A 15,760-nucleotide genomic window follows, 5' to 3' on the forward strand; every position below is an offset into this window, starting at 1 on the left:
GCCATTGTTCGCGCCCGCCACCTCCGATTGCCTGTGCGGTGCGCCACCCCATCCGGTGGCGCGGGACCGTGGAGGTGGACGTGACCGCGCATGCAGCGTCGCAGGCGGCGGCAGGGGCAGGGACGGCGAAGAACGCGCCCGGGTTCCGTCGGGGCGTGTCGTCGGCGGACTGGTGGATCATCGGCCTGCTGCTGGCCTTCTTCACCCTCAACTTCGCCGACAAGGCGGCCATCGGGCTCGCCGCGCCCGACCTGGAGAAGGACCTCGGGCTCACCGCCGCCCAGTACGGCCTGATGTCGAGCGCCTTCTTCTGGCTGTTCGCGGCGGGCGCGGTCGTCCTCGCGCTGTTCTTCCGGCGGATCGGCTGGCGCTGGTCCGCGGCCGGGCTGATGATCGCGTGGGTGGCGAGCATGGCGCCGCTGACCGTGCCCACCACGGTGGGCGTCGTGATCGCGTCGCGGATGGTGCTCGGCTTCTTCGAGGGACCGGCGCACGCCCTGTGCCAGTCCGTCGTGGCCGACCGCTTCCCGTCCGAGCGGCGGGCGTTCGCGGGCGCGGTCGTCAACGCGGGCTCCTCCGTCGGCCCTCTGGTCGCCACGCCTGTGCTCACCTGGGTCATTGTCACCTGGACCTGGCATGCGGCGTTCGTGGTGCTCGTCGTGACCGGCGCGCTGTGGGTGGTCGTCTGGCTGGTCGTGACGCGGCGGGAGCCGGGGATGAGGCCTCGGGGCTCTGCCCCGGACCCCGCGCCTCAAACGCCGGCGGGGCTTGAGGGTGGTGACATCGACGTACCGCTCACCTCGCTCCTGCGCACCGGCAGCTTCTGGGGACTCGCCCTGCTCTCCTTCGCCGGGTACCTCATCTCCTCGCTCAAGGTGTCCTGGCTGCCGTCCTTCCTGCACGACGGGATGGGCTACTCGCGCGGCACCGTCGGGCTCCTCGCCACCCTCCCGTACGGGCTCGCGATCGTCGTGCTGCTCTCCGCCGGGCTGATCTCGGGGCGGATGCTGAAGGCCGGGCGCTCGGCGCGGGCCGCGCGCGGATTCCTGACCATGGGCTATCTCTGCTTCGCGGGCGTCGCCATGATCGCCTTCACGCAGGTACCCCCGGGCGGGCTCCAACTAGCCCTGGTGGTGGCCGCGTTCTCCATCAACAGCGTCGCGTTCTCCGTCGCCTTCGCGGGCGCCGCGGACTTTCTGCCCCGCAGGCACCGGCCAGGCTTCTTCGGCTGCATCATCGCCGCGTACAGCGTCGCGGGAATCGTCGCGCCATGGCTGCTCGGCGTCATCGTCGACGCCGCCGACACCGTCTCGCAGGGGTACGCCGACGGGTTCCTGGTCGTCGGCGTCACCATCTGCGTCTTCGCCGTCGCGGGCGGCCTGCTGCTGAACCCGGAGCGCTCGCGGCAGGCCCTGCTCGCCGAGACCGCGAAGCGCCGCGCCACCGCAGAGGAGGCCGCCCGATGAACGCTCTCGCAGGACTGCGCGTCCTCGACTTCGGGCAGTACATCGCCGCGCCCGGAGCCGGGCAGAACCTCGCCGACCTCGGCGCCGACGTCATCAAGGTCGAACCCCTCTCCGGCGACCAGGCACGCGGCATCGGCCCCTTCGGCACCGCGATGGTCCGCGCCAACAACCGCGGCAAGCGCAGCATCGCCGTCGACCTGCGCGCGCCCGAGGGCGAGGCCGTGGTCCGCGAGCTGCTCGCCACCGCGGACGTGCTGCTGCACAACTTCCGGCACGGCGTCAGCGAACGCCTCGGCCTCGGCCCGGACGCGCTGCTCGCCCGCCACCCGCGTCTCGTCTACGGCTTCGTCACCGGGTTCGGTACGCGGGGCCCCTCGGCGTACCGGGTCGGCCTCGACATCGCGGCGCAGGCCGAGTTCGCCGTCATGGACCTCACGGGGACGGCGGACGGGGATCCGCAGCGGGTGGGCTTCGCGGTGGCGGACGTACTGGCGGCGCAGGCGCTGACGTCCGGTGTGCTCGCCGCGCTGTTGCAGCGGGCGGGCACCGGCCGGGGCGACGTCGTGGAGACTTCGCTGATGGAGGCCGTCGTGCACGCGCAGGCGTCCACCTGGGCCGAGCACGAACTGAGCGGCAGCGTGCCGCGGCGGCGAGGCAACGGACAGGCACTGGCGGCGCCCGCCGCGGACCTCGTGCGGACCCGGGACGGCGGGGCGCTGGTGCTCTCCGCCTACACGGGGGAGAAGTTCGCGGCGTTGTGCGAGGTGATCGGGCGGCCGGAGCTGGCCGGCGACCCCCGGTTCGCGTCGAACCCGGAACGGGTGGCCCACCGCGCGGCGCTGCTCGATGTCCTGCACGACACGCTGGGGCGGCTCGACCGGGCGAGCGCGCTGGAGCGGTTGCGCGGCGCGGGCATCGTGTGCGGGGCGGTGCGGAGATTCGACGAACTCGCCGACGACCCCGACGTACAGGCCTCCGGGCTGATCGCGGACTGCGGCGACGGACACACCGCCCCCACCACCGCCTTCTCACTGGGCGGGCGCCGCCCCGCGAGTACGCCGCCGGCGCCGCGGACCGGCGAGCACACGGGCCGCATCCTGACCGAACTGGGCCGGGGCGAGGCGGAGATCCGCGCGCTGGTCGACGCCGGGGTCGTCTCGGCGGCGGACGTCGCGACACCACCACACCACAAGGAGGAACCCGCATGATCGACCCCGAGGTCCATGAGCTCGGATTCGAGGCGTACTTGGAGCGCGTGGCCCGCCTCACCGACGCCGTTCTCATCCCCGCGGAACAGGAGATGGTGGAAGCGGGGGAGGTCCCCGAGCACGTGGTGGAGGCGCTCGCCCACCACGGTCTTTTCGGCATCTCGATACCGCGGCGGTTCGGCGGGCTCGACTGGTCCATGAGCCAACAGGTGCGCCTGACCATGGAGTTCACCCGGGCGTCGTGCGTGTACCGGTCGCGGTTCTCCACCGTGATCGGGCTGTGCTCGCAGGCGATCCTCGACCACGGCACCGACGCGCAGCGCGAGAGCCTGCTGCCGAAGATGGCGGCGGGGGAGCACGTCACGGCGTTCGCGCTGACCGAGCCCGGCGCGGGCTCGGACGCCGGATCGCTGAGCACCACCGCGCGCCGGGCCGACGGCGGCTGGGTCATCGACGGGCACAAGCGGTACATCACCAACGCCCACTGGGCGGACGAGCTCGTGGTGTTCGCCCGTACCGGAGAGCCCGGCGAGAAAGCCGCGGGCGTCTCCGCGTTCCTCGTGCCGCGCGACACCGAAGGCGTCACGACCCGGCTGCCCACCCGCATGAACGGGCACGCCGAGGCGCCGGTCGCCGAGATCGACCTGGTCGGGGTGCGGGTCGCGGACTCCTCGCTGCTCGGCGGCGAGCTCGGCGCCGGGTTCAAGGCCGCGCTGCGCGGCATCAACCACGCCCGGCTGCACGTCGCCGCCACCTGCGTCGGGCAGGCCACCCGGATGCTGGAGGAGACCTCGCGGCACCTGTCGGGGCGGGAGCAGTTCGGTGCGCCCCTCGCCGACCTCGGTGCCGTCCAGGCCGACCTCGGGCGCTGCTTCGCCGACCTGGAGGCCGCCCGCGCGCTGACCATGGAGGCCGCCCGCGCCTTCGACTCCGGCACCGTGCCGCGCCACCGCATCGCCGCCGCCAAGCTGTTCGCCTCCGAGACGGCGAGCCGCGTCGCGGACCGCTGCGTCCAGCTCCTCGGCGGCGAGGGCATCGTCGGCGACCACCCCGTACCGCGCATGTGGCGCGACGTACGGGCCCTGCGGATCTACGAAGGGTCCTCACCGGTGCACGAGCGCAACCTCGGCCGGGCCGTGACCAGGCAGGTCGCCGTGGACGGAACGCTTCCGGACACTTACCGTGTCACCCGCGGAGCGGCCGCAGGGGCGTAGCACTTCGAGGGAGACCCGGTGGAGCTGAGGCAGCTGGAGCAGTTTCTGGCCGTGGTGGACCACGGCGGCCTCGGGCGCGCCGCCGAGCGCCTCTACCTGTCGCAGCCCACCGTCTCCGGGTCCATCCGGGCCCTGGAGCGTGAGTTGAAGGTCGAGCTGTTCCACCGCACCGCGCGCCGCCTCGTGCCGACCTCCGCGGGCCGGCAGCTGGTGCCGCTGGCCCGGCAGGTGCTCGACGACGTGGTCGCCGTCCAGGACGCGATGCGCAGCGCCCGCGAGGTCGGCGGGGGCGTCCTCACGGTGGTGTGCACGCCCGACATGTCAGGGGAGGCGGTGGCCTCCTGGGCCGGCGGGTTCACGCGCGCGTACCCGGCGGTCCGGCTCGACATCAGCGAGGTCGGCTCGCGGCACGAACTGGTGGCGGCGGTCGCCGACGGACGCGCCGAACTGGGCTTCACGCTCGCCCCCGACGAACTCCGCGGCGACCTCGACTTCATCGAACTGGGCGTGCAGCGGCTGCTGTTGGTACGCCCGCCGGGACACGGCGGGCCCGGGGCGGGCGCGCGGCGCGTCCCCCTCGCCGCGATCGGTGACCTGCCGCTCGCCCGCCGCCAGGTCACCCGCAACGAGGAGGACGCCGTGCAGGCGGCGCTGGCCGCGCACGGCGTCGACCCGACGACCGGCGCGACCGTGCCCAGCAGGAACGCGCAGCTGACGTTCGTGCTCCGGTCCGGGTTCCAGGCCTTCCTGCCGTTGCGGATGTGCGCGGCGGCGCTCGACGCCGGGGCCGAGGTCGTCGAGACCGACCCGCTCATCGAGTCGCCGTTCGGCGTGGTGCACCGCGCCGGTGAACTCGCCCCCGCAGCGCAGCAGTTCGTGTCCGATGTCCGCTCCGCGCTACGGGCCTGGTTCGATGCCATCGCGGCGGGGAGCGAGTCCGGGCTCGGCCTGGTGGACGCGGTCGCCGCGGCGCGCGAGGCGGCGCTCTGAACCCGTGGTCCGGGCAGGCGTCAGCCCTTCCGTACCGCCGCCACCGCCTTCCGCGCCGCCACGAGCACCGGGTCCCACACCGGTGAGAACGGCGGCGCGTACCCCAGGTCAAGCGCCGTCATCTGCTCCACCGTCATGCCCGCGGTCAGCGCGACCGCCGCCACGTCGACCCGCTTCGCCGCGCCCTCACGGCCGACGATCTGCACGCCGAGCAGCCGGCCCGTGCGCCGCTCGGCCAGCATCTTCACCGTCATCAGCGCCGCGCCGGGGTAGTAACCCGCCCTGCTGGTCGACTCGATGGTGACGGTCACGTACTGAAGGCCCGCACGGCGCGCGTCCTTCTCGCGCAGGCCCGTGCGCGCGATCTCCAGGTCGCACACCTTGCTGACGGCCGTGCCGACGACGCCGGGGAACGTCGCGTAGTCCCCGCCGACGTTGGCACCGATGACCTGCCCGTGCTTGTTGGCGTGCGTGCCGAGCGCGATGTGCCGCTCGGTCCCCGACACCAGGTCCAGCACCTCGACGCAGTCGCCGCCCGACCAGATGTTCTCGTGGCCGCGCACTCGCATCGACCGGTCCGTGAGCAGCCCGCCGTACGCCCCGAGCGGCAGACCGGCGGCTCGCGCGAGGGTCGTCTCCGGTCGCACGCCGAGACCCAGCACCACCACGTCCGCCGGGTATTCCGCGTCGTCCGTGGCCACCGCGCGGGCCCGGCCCCCGCTCCCGGTGAGGATCTTCGTCACCTCGGCGTCGTCGACCATGGTGATGCCCATGCCGGTCATCGCCTCGTGCACGAGGCGCCCCATGTCCGCGTCGAGCGTCGACATCGGCTCGGCGCCGCGGTTCACCACCGTCACCTCGTACCCGCGCTGGATCAGCGCCTCCGCCATCTCCACGCCGATGTACCCGGCGCCCACGACCACGGCGTGCCGGCCCTCGGTCGCCCGCAGCGTGTCGAGCAGGGCCTGACCGTCGTCGAGCGTCTGCACGCCGTGCACGCCCGGCGCGTCGATACCCGGCAGGTCGGGGCGGACCGGCCGGGCACCCGTCGCGATCACGAGCTTGTCGTACGAGGTCCAGGACTCGGCCCCGCCGTCGAGCTCGCGGGAGCGGACGCGCCGCCCCGGCACGTCGATCTCCATGACCTCCGTCCGCGTCCGCAGGTCGATGTCCCGCGCCCGGTGCTCCTCGGGTGACCGGGCGATCAACTCGTCCCGGTCGGTGACCTGCCCGCCCACCCAGTACGGGATGCCGCACGCCGAGTACGACGTGAAGTGTCCCCGTTCGAAGGCCACGATCTCCAGGTCGGCAGGGCCCTTGAGGCGGCGGGCCTGCGAGGCGGCGGACATGCCAGTGGCGTCGCCGCCGATGATCACGAGGCGCTCACGCGTGGTGTTGTCGGTGGTCATTTGTTCACGCTAACCCGGGGTCGCGGTCGCGGGGCTCTGCCCCGGACCCCGCGCCTCAATCTCCGGAGGGGCTTGATTTGGCCGGCCGGGCCCGACGTACGAAGCGTGTCAACAGGAATGCCGCCGCCCCCAGCACCGCCGCGAACGGCAGGATCGCCGCCAGGGCGATGCCGATCCATTTCAGTCCCGTGACGAAGGCGTTCCAGCCGCCCGACAGGGCGTCGAGAACGCTGGTGTCGTCGTCCGCCACCGGCGGTGTGGCCGGAGGCGTCTCCGTCAGGCGCATGGTGATCGTCGAGAGGGACGTGCGGTCCTTGAGGGAGTCCTGCTGCGCGAGCAGCGCCTCCAGCTCCGACTGCCGCGTGCCCAGCTCGCCCTCCAGGGTCACCACATCGCTCAACTTCTCCGCCCGGTCCATGAGTTCCCGCACCCGCGCCACGCTCGCCCGCTGCGACTTGATCCGGCTGTCGACATCCACGACCTGGTCCGTGACGTCCTTCGCGTTCTTGTCCAGCTCCAACAGGCGCCCGCTTCCCGACAGTTGGTCGAGCACGTCCTCGTACGACTCCTGCGGTACGCGCAGGGTCACGCGGGAGCGTTCGTGGCCGTGGGCGTCGCGGTCGGTCGTCTCGTCGCCGACCATGCCGCCCGCGTTCTCCGCGGCGGCGCGGGCCTTGTCGAGCGCGTCCGGGACGTCCTTGACGCGCACGGAGAGGTGCGCGGTGCGGATGACGTGGACGCCGGTGAGCTTCGGCGGCTTCTTGGCCTGCTGGGAGGAGGAGTCGGACCTGCCGCCGCCCGCGCCGCCGCCCGCGCCCGCGTCGCTCTTGGAGGCCGCCTTGTCGTCGGCGTCGGCGGCGCTCCCGCCGCCCGCGTCGCCGCCCCCGCCGGAACAGCCAGTCAGCGCGAGCACCAGCGCGAACAGTGCCGCGGCGAGCAGCGCCAGCGGGCGGCGTGGCCCGGTGCGTGTCTTCGTACCGGAAAGGTGCATGGACGTACCCCCGAGGGATGTGACGGTCATCGGACGCCCCTTCGACGCGCGAGTCCCCCGAACGGTGGTTGCCGACCGGTCCCGAACGGGTCACGGTCGGGACACGTCCACACGCGTCAATCTGAAGCTGACGTTCTGACAAAGTGGGGGCATGCGTGAAGCGGACACTGTGACGAAGACGGGTCGGGGCAGGCGGGGCAGGAAAGTCCTCGTCATCGGAGGCGGAATCGCCGGTCTCTCGGCCGCCCACCGACTGCTCGACGGGAGCGAGCGGGGCGGGCCGGTCCACGTAACCGTCCTGGAGGCCGACGAACGGCTCGGCGGCAAGCTGCGCACGGGCGAGATCGCCGGCGCGCGCGTCGACCTGGGAGCCGAGTCGATGCTGGCCCGCCGCCCCGAAGCGGTCGGCCTCGCCCGCGAGGTGGGCCTCGGCGAGCGGCTGCAGCCACCGTCCACGGCGACCGCCTCCATCTGGACCCGCGGCGCCCTGCGCCCCATGCCCAAGGGCCACGTCATGGGCGTGCCCGGCACCGCCGACGCGCTCGCCGGAGTGCTCTCCGACGAGGGCCTGCGGCGCATCCGCCGGGACGACCACCTGCCGCCCAGCCACATCGGTGACGACGTCTCCGTGGGCAAGTACGTCGCCGCGCGCCTCGGCCGCGAGGTCGTCGACCGCCTCGTCGAACCGCTCCTCGGCGGCGTCTACGCGGGCGACGCCGACCTGATCTCGATGCGCAGCGCGGTGCCGCAACTGTTCGAGGAAGCGGGCCGTCATGTGTCGCTGACGGAGGCGGTCCGAGCCATCCAGGAGCGCGCCGCGGCCAACCAGCAGACCGGGCCCGTGTTCATGGGCATCGACGGCGGCATCGGTACGCTGCCGGGGGCCGTCGCCGACGCCGTACGCGCCAAGGGCGGCGAGATCCTGCTCGGCGAGCGCGCCACGACCCTCACGACCCGTGGCCACACCGAGGGCGCCTCGCAGTGGCGCCTCGGCACCGAGTCCGGCCGCGTCTTCGAGGCGGACCAGGTGATCGTCGCGCTCCCGGCCCGCGCAGCCGCGAGCCTACTGCGCACGGCGTCCCCGATGGCCTCCCAGGAGCTGCGCCGCATCGAGTACGCGTCCATGGCGCTGATCACGATGGCGTTCCGGAAGGCGGACGCCGACCTCCCGGAGGGCAGCGGCTTCCTCGTCCCGCCCGTCGACGGCCACACGATCAAGGCCGCCACCTTCGCCTCCCGCAAGTGGGGCTGGATCGCCGAGCAGAACCCCGACCTGCTCGTCGTGCGCACCTCCGTCGGCCGGTACGGCGACGAGAAGGACCTCGCCCGTGAGGACACCGACCTCGTCGACCTGTCACGCCAGGACCTGCGCGAGGCGACCGGGCTGACCGCCGCTCCCGTCGACGCGCACGTCACGCGCTGGAAGGACGGACTGCCCCAGTACCCCGTGGGGCACGCCGCCCGCGTCGACCGGATCCGCGAGCACATCGCCGCCGTGCCCGGCCTCGCCGTGTGCGGAGCCGCGTACGACGGCGTCGGCATCCCGGCGTGCATCGCCAGCGCGAACGCCGCCGTGGACATGCTCGGCGGCGACACCGCCGCGCTCGACGAGCTGAAGGCCGACCCGGTGCAGAGCATGCACGGCGGCGCAGGAGAATGAGGACATGAGCGACGACACCCCCAACACCGACGCCGCGCGCGTACCGAACAAGGGCAAGCTGGCGAAGGACCTCAACGAGGTCATCCGCTACACCCTCTGGTCCGTCTTCAAGCTGAAGGACGTGCTGCCGGAGGACCGCTCCGGGTACGCGGACGAGGTCCAGGAGCTGTTCGACCAGCTCGCCGCGAAGGACGTGACCATCCGCGGCACGTACGACGTGTCGGGCCTGCGCGCCGACGCCGACCTCATGATCTGGTGGCACGCCGAGACGGCCGACCAGCTCCAGGAGGCGTACAACCTGTTCCGCCGCACCAAGCTGGGCCGCGCGCTCGAGCCGGTGTGGTCGAACATGGCGCTGCACCGCCCCGCCGAGTTCAACCGCTCGCACATCCCGGCGTTCCTCGCCGACGAGAACGCGCGCGACTACATCTCCGTGTACCCCTTCGTGCGCTCCTACGACTGGTACCTGCTGCCCGACGACGAGCGCCGCAAGATGCTCGCCGACCACGGCAAGATGGCGCGCGGCTACCCGGACGTGCGGGCCAACACGGTCGCGTCCTTCTCCCTCGGCGACTACGAGTGGATCCTCGCGTTCGAGGCGGACGAGCTGCACCGGATCGTGGACCTGATGCGGTTGCTGCGGGCGTCCGAGGCGCGGAGGCACGTCCGTGAGGAGGTTCCGTTCTTCACGGGGCGCCGTAAGTCTGTTGCGGATTTGGTGGCGGGGCTCGCCTGATTGGTGCGCCCACCCGGGGGCGGGGTCGCGGGGCTCTGCCCCGGACCCCGCTGGCTCTCGTCCGAAGAGCGGGCTCTATGTGCCCAGCGGCTTCGGTTCCTTGTGCGGCGCGCAGGACGCCGCACCCTCCTCCGGCAGCTCTCCGCTGAGGAGATACGCGTCCAGGCGGCCGTTCACGCACTTGTTGGGGCCCGCGCCGATTCCGTGGGTGCCGGCCTTGCGTTCGGTCACCAGGGCGGAGCCCGCCAGGCGGCGGTTGAGTTCCTGCGCGCCCTTGTACGGCGTCGCCGCGTCCCGCTCGGCCGCGAGGATCAGCGTCGGCGGGAGCTCGCCGGGGGCGGTGCGTACGTCGAGCGGCTGCCGGCGGGGAGTGGACCAGTAGGCGCACGGCAGGTTCATCCACGCGTTGTCCCACGTCTCGAACGGGGCGCGCTTCGCGAGGGCCGAGTTGTCGCGGTCCCAGGTGCGGAAGTCCGTCGGCCAGGACGCGTCGTTGCACTGGACGGCCGTGTAGACGGCGTTGCTGTTCTCGTCCTCCTTGGCGGACTCCCGGACCGGCGCGGCCTGGTCGACGAGCGGCTTCGGGTCGCCCTTCACGTAGGCGGACAGCGCGTGGGCGCGCAGCGGCCAGTAGTCGTCGTAGTACCCGGTCTGGAGGAACGCGGACTGCAACTGGGCGGGCCCGACCTTCCCCCCGGCCGGCTCGCGGGACACCTCGGCGCGCACCTTCTCGTACGCGGCCAGCACCTTCTCTGGCGTATCGCCCAGGTGGTACGTCTTGTCGTGGCGGGCGACCCACGCCCTGAAGTCGGCCCAGCGGTGCTCGAAGGCGGCGGACTGTTCGAGGTTGTTGGCGTACCAGATCCCCTCCGGGGACGGGTCGACCGCCGAGTCGAAGACCATCCGCCGCACGTGCGAGGGGAACAGCTCCGCGTACACGGCCCCGATGTACGTCCCGTACGAGGCGCCCATGAACGTCAGCTTCTTCTCGCCGAGCGCGGCCCGCAGCACGTCCAGGTCGCGGGCGTTGTTGAGCGTGTTGAAGTGCTCGATGTCCGGGTTCCGCTCGGCGCACCCGCGCGCGTACTCCTTCGCCTGCGCGACGCGCTTCTTCTTGTACGCGGCCGAGGGATGGGTCGGCGACTGCGTCGGGCCCTTCCGGGACTTCTTCGGGTCCTCGCACGACAGCGGCGCCGACCGGCCCACGCCCCGCGGGGCGTAGCCGATCAGGTCGTACGCGGCGCCGATGTGCTGCCACTCCGGCTGTGTTCCGGCCATCGGGAAGTACATGCCGTTGCCGCCGGGGCCGCCGGGGTTGAAGACGAGCGGGCCCTGCCGGGCGACCTTGTGCCCCTTGCCCTTGTCGATGTTCTTGCCGGTCGCCTTCGCGCGGCTGACGGTCAGCTTGATCTGCTTGCCCATCGGATGCGCGTAGTCGAGCGGGACCGTGACGGTCCCGCACTTGATCGGCTTCGGTAGGCCCTCGGCCTTGGGGCAGGTGCCCCAGTCGATCCCCGTGTCCGCGGCCCGCAGCGCGGCGATCGTGCTGCCGGCCGTCTCGGCGGCGGGCGGAGGCGTGGGCCCGGCGGCGCTCGCGGGGGCGGGGACCAGGGCCGAGAGGATCAAGGATCCCGCGGTGGCGCAGAGGACGGGGGCTGCTCGCATCGCTTGGACGTATCCCTTCGTCGGGGCCCGCGAACCCGGGCGGCGAAGCTGTTCGCGCGGCCGTGCGGCTCGCGCGCACAAAAGGGATCCTTGGGGCGGCAGTTGACGATGTAAAGCACCAGGTCGTCGGTGTCGGAACCATGACCCTGATGCGTGGTAACTGCCCTCATCGGCGTGCGCGGCGGCTCACTCGGTGGTATGCCGCCCCGTGCCGGTCAGCGCGGCGCGCAGCTGCGGGTCGTCGACCGCCCGCACCCCGCGCACCGCGACGGCGAGCAGACTGCCGGCGCCCAGCGGCCTGCCCGCGAGCAGCCGCTGCCCGGTCGGCGAGGCCCAGCGCGTGTACGGGTGGATCTCGACGCGGGCGAGCGTCAGACAGCTCAGCGTGAGCAGCAGTGGAAGCCCGAACCACAGCGCCACCGGCCCTCCTTGACGCCCGCTCTCGCCCGGCAGCAGGACCGCGAGCGCGCCGAGCACCAGCACGGCGGCCGCCGCCTGCCGCACCTGCCGCACCACGCCCGCGAGCGACGTCCGCTCCCCGTCCGGCACCGCGAGCCCGGCCGCGACCAGCCGCTCGGCGAGCACCCGCACCGCGTCCCCGGCCGCGGCGGCGGACCGCAGCGGCGCGATCCGCGCCTGCCCCTCGGGCCCGATCGCCCGGAGCACCGAACGCTCCATCGGGTCCTCGCCGACCGGGTCGACGACGGTCGCCCAGCCGGTGTGCGCGAGCAGCAGGCGCCGGCTGCGGGCCATCGACACGAGGGTCACCTCGGCGACTCGCTCGGGGCCGCCGGACAGGAAGGCGGTCTCGTACAGGGACAGTTCCTGACCCTGGCGCACGCCGATGTGCGTATCGAGGTCCGTCGCGCGTTCGCTCTCGGCGGCGCGTACGGCCGCGAGACACAGCCGCCCACAGGAGACTCCGGCGGCGGCGCAGGCGACGAGGAGGAACAGGACCCACAACATGCGCAGTTTCTACGACAGTTGCGCCGATGCCGCTACGCCTCGCCCACGATGTGGACAGCCTGTTACGCCTTCGGCCGGGACACGGCGGGCGGCAGGGGGAACGAGGGGGTGGCCGACGGCGAGACCGGGGTCGCGGAGCCCGGTACGGAGGTGGGTCCCGGCGGGGCGGGGGAGCGGGTGGCGGGCGGCGGGCTCGCGGTGGCCCCGTCGCGGGCGAGCGCGTCGAAGTCGACGAGACCGGTGGCCTCCAGGACCTTGATGTGGTCGAGGACGGTGGTGTTGGCGTCGTCCGCGAGTTGCCGTACGAGCGCGTTGCGGGTCGAGGCGCGCACCTGGGCGACCAGGGAGAAGACCTGTCCGTGGGCGCGGCGCAGAATATTGGCGAACCTCCGCTCGTAGTCCTCACCCTTCGCGGCGGTCAACTCCCTTAGCCAGCCCTGTTGTTGTGCGTTCGGCTGGCTGGGCAGCTCCAGGTTCATCCGGGCCGCGACCTCGCGCACCCGGGCGTCCAGGAACGTGTGCCCCTCGACGAGGTGCTCGCCCGCTGTCTCGACCGCCTTGCTCGGCGCCCGCTCCTCGGCCTGCTGCCCGGCGGGCAGCTCCCACAGTCCGGCGAGCCGCACCTTGGTGATGAAGACGCGGTCGGTGGCGGACAGCGGCCCGAATCTGGTGGAGACGGACTGTGCGTTGAGCTCGTCGAGTCCGGTGCCGGAGCGGTCCGCGTACGACCAGAGGGGGAAGACGAGTGCGGCCAGCGTCGCGACGAGTCCGGTGACGATGAGTGCGGTGCCGTTGAGGCGGATGTCGGTGGGCGGGGGTAATCGCATGGTGCCTCCTGGTGCGGCCTGCACGTTAGCCTCCGGCTGGGGTGTCGCGGCGGGCATTGACCGGGAGTACGTCGCCTGCGGTAGGCGTGTGTTGCGGTCGCGGGGCGCTGCCCCGGACCCCGCGCCTCAATCGCCGGCGGGGCTTGATTTGCCCACCCGCCGCAGGGGCTTGGTTTGCTCAATCGCCGGCGGGGTTTGATTTGCTCACCCGCCGCGGGGGCTTGATTGCTCACCCGCCGCGGGGGCTTGGTTTGCTCAATCGCCGGCGGGGTTTGATTTGCTCACCCGCCGCGGGGGCTTGGTTTGCTCAATCGCCGGCAGGGCTTGATTTGCTTACCCGCCGGGCGAGCGCTGCTGTCCGCAGGGCCCTGGTCATCGGGCGGTGCGTCAGTGGTTTGGGGCCGGAGCGGTTCAGCCACCAGTGGGTCAACTCGCGGCGCGTGCCCGGGTCCTGGATGCGCTGCGCGAGCAGCAGCGTCTCCGCGAAGTCGAGTGCGTCGCGTCGGTAGCCGCTCGTCATGGGCCGGCGTCGTGCGTAGCCGAGGAAGAGTGACCGGTACGCGGATTCGCCGAGGATCAGCGGGAGTTCGGGTGCCACCTTCGCGACGACGTCGGCCCGCTTGGCCGCGAGTGCCCGGCTCTGTACGGCGAGCCGCCCGCGGTCGAAGCCCTCAGGGGCGGGAGTGCCGGCGACGAGTGCGGAGAGCAGGGCGGCCTGGTCGAGCGCGAGCCGCTGCCGCGTGGCGTCGTCGACGGCTGGGGCGGCGGGTGCGGTCGCCCGGTGGGCCGGGGGCCGCGCGCGGGGGCCGGCCCCGGCCGCGACCGTCTCCCGGATGACCTCCACCTCGCGCCCCAACTCCCCAAGGTCCTCGGGGAAGTTGTCATCGCGTTCGAGCAGCACGCCCGGCGGGGTCACGCGCGAGGCCAGCTCGGACAGTACGTCGAGCACGGCCCGCGGTACGGGGTGGGCGTGGCTGTCGTGCCAGACGCCGTCCCGCTCGAAGCCGCCGGCGACATGCACGTACGCGATGGCCTCGACCGGCAGCTCGGCCAGCGCCTTCGCCGGGTCCTCGCCGCGGTTGACGTGGTTGGTGTGCAGATTGGCCACGTCGATGAGCAGCCGTACGCCGGTCCGCTCCACCAGCTCGTACAGGAACTGGCCCTCCGTCAGTTCCTCGCCCGGCCAGCCGAACAGGGCCGCGATGTTCTCCACCGCGAGCGGCACCGGCAGCGCGTCCTGGGCGATCCGCACGTTCTCGCACAGCACGTCGAGCGCGTCGCGGGTGCGCGGCACGGGCAGCAGGTGTCCCGCCTCCAGCGGCTGCGAAGCGGTGCGCTCACCCCCGGCCCGTACGAACGCGATGTGCTCGCTGACCAGCGGCGAACCCAGTGCCTCCGCGCATGCGGCGAGGTCGGCGAGCCGCCCCTCGTCGGGCCGGTCGGCGCCGCCGAGGCCGAGCGAGACGCCGTGCGGGACGACGGTGACGCCGCGCTCGCGCAGCCGCCGCAGGGAGTCCGGCAGATGCCCCGGACACAGATTCTCGGCGACGGCCTCGACCCAGTCGATGCCCGGCATGGCCTCGACCGTCTCCGCGATCTCGGGCCGCCATCCGATCCCGGTACCCAGCTCCATGGGACTCCCCCTCCTCCGCCCGCCTTCCAGGATTCCTGACCGCGGCGGCATGGCTCGAACCCCTGACCGGGAACGTTCAGAGCAACATTTGAGGTTTCACCCACCGGCCTCCGGGTGGGGAACCGACCCGGCCCCACACGGAGTGGGGTAGCCTTTCAAGTGGCCCCGGCCGTCCGTCATCCCCCGTGCGGACGGGCGGGGTCTTCTTCGTGTCCGGGGCTCAGAGGTGGGCGAGGCCGGACAGGAAATCGCCCGTCCGTGGCCCCTCGGACACGACGGTGTCGCTGGGCGGGATCTCCGTGAACCCGGCATCCCGTACGACGGGCAGCCCGCTCGTCGTCAGCGCCGGCCAGCGCTCCGGGTCGGCGGTGCGGACCGACAGCGGGAAGCCTGCCTCGCGCCACTCCTTGCGCTCCGCGTCGGACAGCTCCCACCAGGCGAGCTGAGCCCCGTGTCCGGCCTGCGCCATGGTCTTGCCCGCCGTCATGCCGAGGTCGGGGTTGAGCCAGAGGACCGGGGCCGAGGAGGCGGGGGCGGGCGGCTCCTCCGGGTCGTCGAGGTCCGTGCCGGAGACCTGGAGGCGGGCCAGGTCCTTGGGCCAGGCGTCGAGGGGGACCGGAGGGAAGACCCGTACCTCCGCGGAGCCGGTGGTGACCGTGATCCCGTCGAGGGCCTCCGCGCGCCGCCACTCCGCGCCCCTCGCCCGCCGCACCACCTTGCGGATCCGGGCGTCCTGCCAGTCGCGCATCGCCTGCGCCCACGGTCCTTCACCGGCCGAGCGCTCGTCCGAGAGGATCACCAACACCGCGCGCGCCGCGGCCTCCAGGGCGTCCGTACGCGCCGGGGGCGCGGCCCGCTCGATGCGTACGACGAGCGGCAGCACGAACTGCGGTGCCTCGTCGCGTGCGCTGGGCTCGGAGCGGAAGGGGGTGTCGGTACGGGGAGCGTCGCTGGTCACGGGTCCAGTCTGCCAGGCGGTCGGCCGCCCTCCACGT

Annotated in this window: 13 protein-coding genes; 6 read left to right on the forward strand and 7 right to left on the reverse strand. The window is 72.8% G+C overall.

The genetic code is table 11. The features are described from left to right. The first annotated feature begins 80 nt into the window (after positions 1-80). From ACFYWS_RS14220 to ACFYWS_RS14235, 4 genes are read left to right on the forward strand one after another with little or no spacing between them, the layout of a single operon-like run. The gene (locus tag ACFYWS_RS14220) at positions 81-1,466 is read left to right on the forward strand and encodes an MFS transporter (protein ID WP_389274683.1); all 1,386 of its coding nucleotides are present in this window, start codon (positions 81-83) and stop codon (positions 1,464-1,466) included. Next, entirely contained in the window at positions 1,463-2,674 is a 1,212-nt protein-coding gene (locus tag ACFYWS_RS14225) for a CaiB/BaiF CoA transferase family protein (RefSeq protein ID WP_389274686.1), read from the forward strand. Before ACFYWS_RS14220 ends, ACFYWS_RS14225 begins: the two co-directional genes overlap by 4 nt. Continuing rightward, positions 2,671-3,888 (forward strand): acyl-CoA dehydrogenase family protein, encoded by a 1,218-nt coding sequence (locus tag ACFYWS_RS14230; protein WP_389274687.1) that lies wholly within the window; start codon positions 2,671-2,673, stop codon positions 3,886-3,888. The genes ACFYWS_RS14225 and ACFYWS_RS14230 overlap by 4 nt, the downstream gene beginning before the upstream one ends. An 18-nt stretch (positions 3,889-3,906) precedes the next feature. Beyond that, positions 3,907-4,878, forward strand: coding sequence for a LysR family transcriptional regulator (locus tag ACFYWS_RS14235; protein ID WP_389274690.1), 972 nt, complete (start codon positions 3,907-3,909; stop codon positions 4,876-4,878). Between the two features lie 20 nt (positions 4,879-4,898). Here the strand turns inward: ACFYWS_RS14235 and ACFYWS_RS14240 are convergent, their stop codons facing one another. Both ACFYWS_RS14240 and ACFYWS_RS14245 read right to left on the reverse strand, forming a co-directional pair. Continuing rightward, complete coding sequence (locus tag ACFYWS_RS14240) at positions 4,899-6,287, reverse strand: FAD-dependent oxidoreductase (protein WP_389274693.1); 1,389 nt, start codon at positions 6,285-6,287, stop codon at positions 4,899-4,901. Between the two features lie 55 nt (positions 6,288-6,342). Then, a complete protein-coding gene (locus ACFYWS_RS14245; protein ID WP_389274696.1) occupies positions 6,343-7,308 on the reverse strand; it encodes a DUF4349 domain-containing protein in 966 nt (321 codons plus the stop codon). 121 nt (positions 7,309-7,429) lie between these two features. Between ACFYWS_RS14245 and hemG the strand changes: the two genes are divergently transcribed. Beyond that, positions 7,430-8,938, forward strand: coding sequence for a protoporphyrinogen oxidase (gene hemG, locus ACFYWS_RS14250; protein WP_389274698.1), 1,509 nt, complete (start codon positions 7,430-7,432; stop codon positions 8,936-8,938). A 4-nt stretch (positions 8,939-8,942) separates the two neighbouring features. Then, positions 8,943-9,674 carry a hydrogen peroxide-dependent heme synthase gene (hemQ, locus tag ACFYWS_RS14255; RefSeq protein WP_389274701.1) on the forward strand — a complete coding sequence of 244 codons (732 nt, stop codon included), beginning with the start codon at positions 8,943-8,945 and terminating at the stop codon, positions 9,672-9,674. 75 nt (positions 9,675-9,749) lie between these two features. Here the strand turns inward: hemQ and ACFYWS_RS14260 are convergent, their stop codons facing one another. The 5 genes from ACFYWS_RS14260 to ACFYWS_RS14280 all read right to left on the reverse strand — a co-directional run bounded on the left by ACFYWS_RS14260 (position 9,750) and on the right by ACFYWS_RS14280 (position 15,723). Beyond that, complete coding sequence (locus ACFYWS_RS14260) at positions 9,750-11,339, reverse strand: alpha/beta hydrolase (protein ID WP_389274704.1); 1,590 nt, start codon at positions 11,337-11,339, stop codon at positions 9,750-9,752. A 186-nt stretch (positions 11,340-11,525) separates the two neighbouring features. Further along, the gene (locus ACFYWS_RS14265) at positions 11,526-12,305 is read right to left on the reverse strand and encodes a TIGR04222 domain-containing membrane protein (protein WP_389274707.1); all 780 of its coding nucleotides are present in this window, start codon (positions 12,303-12,305) and stop codon (positions 11,526-11,528) included. A 62-nt stretch (positions 12,306-12,367) separates the two neighbouring features. Next, on the reverse strand, positions 12,368-13,132 hold the full coding sequence (locus ACFYWS_RS14270) for a DUF4142 domain-containing protein (RefSeq protein WP_389274710.1): 765 nt from the start codon (positions 13,130-13,132) through the stop codon (positions 12,368-12,370). A 307-nt stretch (positions 13,133-13,439) separates the two neighbouring features. After that, complete coding sequence (locus ACFYWS_RS14275) at positions 13,440-14,765, reverse strand: DUF692 family multinuclear iron-containing protein (RefSeq protein WP_389274713.1); 1,326 nt, start codon at positions 14,763-14,765, stop codon at positions 13,440-13,442. A 220-nt stretch (positions 14,766-14,985) separates the two neighbouring features. Continuing rightward, entirely contained in the window at positions 14,986-15,723 is a 738-nt protein-coding gene (locus ACFYWS_RS14280) for a peptidyl-tRNA hydrolase (protein ID WP_389274716.1), read from the reverse strand. Positions 15,724-15,760: the final 37 nt, after the last annotated feature.

This window comes from Streptomyces sp. NPDC002795, from assembly GCF_042888725.1.
Classification (GTDB): domain Bacteria; phylum Actinomycetota; class Actinomycetes; order Streptomycetales; family Streptomycetaceae; genus Streptomyces.